At 41.0% G+C, this 1,907-nt stretch carries 1 protein-coding gene; it reads left to right on the forward strand.

Translation table 11 applies throughout. The annotated features are described in order from the left end of the window. Nucleotides 1-551 precede the first annotated feature (551 nt). Complete coding sequence (ltrA, locus tag DXC01_RS19890) at nt 552-1,838, forward strand: group II intron reverse transcriptase/maturase (RefSeq protein WP_118699690.1); 1,287 nt, start codon at nt 552-554, stop codon at nt 1,836-1,838. The last annotated feature ends 69 nt before the right edge of the window (nt 1,839-1,907 follow it).

Genomic DNA, 1,907 nt, shown 5'->3' on the forward strand with positions numbered 1-1,907 from the left:
AAAAAGGCGGTATCCCGCCAGATTTCAGATGCTCTGGTAACTTGTTGCCGAGTAGTTCAGTTCGCCCGGCGCGAACGTTATTCTTAAAGGTGAAAGTCCTAAGCGTACCCGTTAGCGGGAAGCGCATAGTCAATATGGCAAGGGTGTCCACTGTAAAGTGGAATCTGAAGGAAGCCTGAGGCAAACCATTGGTCCGACGAACAGAAATCATGTATAAGGCTTACAGTCTGGATAAGACCGCTGAACAGGTTGAAGTCCGATAGCTAACAAAAGACTGGTAGTAGACATGGCGGATAGATGATGGGAAAGATGACGTTTTTAACCGTGGGAGATCCTATGGGTGGTATCATTAGCCATAGTAACAACGAACCATAGGAAGTCAGCAGACGTCATAGTAGTGAAGAAGTCTCTGTAATGGGGATGGAGCGAAGGACGGAACAGTTAATCAGTTGGAGTAAGTCCCAATTGAGAGTTTTTGACAATACACATGCCGAGAGGGGTACCACAAGTACTATGTGGTTGAAGCTCACGAAAGGGAAAGGAAACAACGCATGGAGAAACAAAGAATATTTATAGATGACATTCTGTCAAATGAAAATATGAACCGTGCTTATAAACAAGTAATAAAGAATAAGGGTGCGGCAGGGATAGACGGAATGGAATGTAATGACCTGTTTTCTCATTTGAAAGTAAATGGTCATCAACTCAGAGAGAGTATAAGAAATCAGTCATATAAACCAATGCCAGTAAAAAGGGTGGAGATTCCTAAAGATAATGGAAGTAAGCGAAAACTTGGAATACCTACAGTTACAGACCGCATGATTCAACAGGCGGCTGCACAGGTATTAACACCTATATATGAACGGAAATTTCATACAAACAGTTATGGATTCAGACCTGGAAAGAGTGCACAACAGGCAGTGTTAAAAGCGGCTGAATACATGAATGAGGGATATAACTGGGTCGTTGATATTGATCTGGAAAAGTTCTTTGATACAGTAGAACATGATAAGATGATATCTATTCTGAACAAAGAAATCAAGGATGGGAAAACACTTTCACTAATCCGAAAATTTCTGGCAAGTGGAGTCATGGTCGGAGAACAAATGGAAGAAACAGAGGTTGGAACCCCACAAGGAGGAAATATCTCGCCGCTTCTTGCAAATATACTGTTAAATGAACTGGATTGGGAACTTGAAAGTCGGGGACTTAGATTTGTACGATATGCAGATGACTGTATTATTCTTGTCAGAAGTGAAAAAGCTGCGACACGAGTAATGAAATCAGTCACGAAATATATTGAGAATGTCCTGCGGTTAAAAGTGAACAAGGACAAGAGTAGAATAGGCAGACCTACCGAAATACAATATCTGGGATTTGCTTTTTATTATCAATTTCAGGAAAAGAAACATAGGATGAAAGTTCCGAAAAAGTCATTGGATAAAGTAATGAAGAAAGTCAGGAAACTTACGAGCCGTAAGTGGAGCGTGAGTAATTCATACAAAGCGAAAAAGATAGCAGAGGTAGTAAGAGGATGGATTAATTACTTTAAAATTGGCTCAATTCTTACAGTAACCCGAAAACTTGATACAGTAATCAGGTATAGATTCAGGATGTGCATATGGAAACATTGGAAAAATCCAAAAACCAGATATAAAAATTTGGTAAAACTGGGTATTAGTAAAAAGAATGCAAGGTGTGCGGCGGGATTTCATGGATATGCCCGAGTGTGCCGTACAAAAACTGTTTGTTATGCGATGTCAAATGCACGTTTGAAGAAATTTGGTTTACTCTCAGCAGAGGAATATCTTTGTAAAGCGAGATGTCAAGTTAACTGAACCGCCGGATGCGGAACCGCATGTCCGGTGGTGTGAGAGGTCGGCGGCAAAAGCCGTCTCCTACTCGAT

It is taken from the genome of Blautia sp. OM07-19, assembly GCF_003481595.1.
Lineage (GTDB): Bacteria > Bacillota > Clostridia > Lachnospirales > Lachnospiraceae > Blautia_A > Blautia_A intestinihominis.

Coding starts and splice junctions, on each gene's coding strand:
- ltrA (WP_118699690.1), top strand. CDS start 552: ATGGAGAAACAAAGAATATTTATAGATGACATTCTGTCAAATGAAAAT.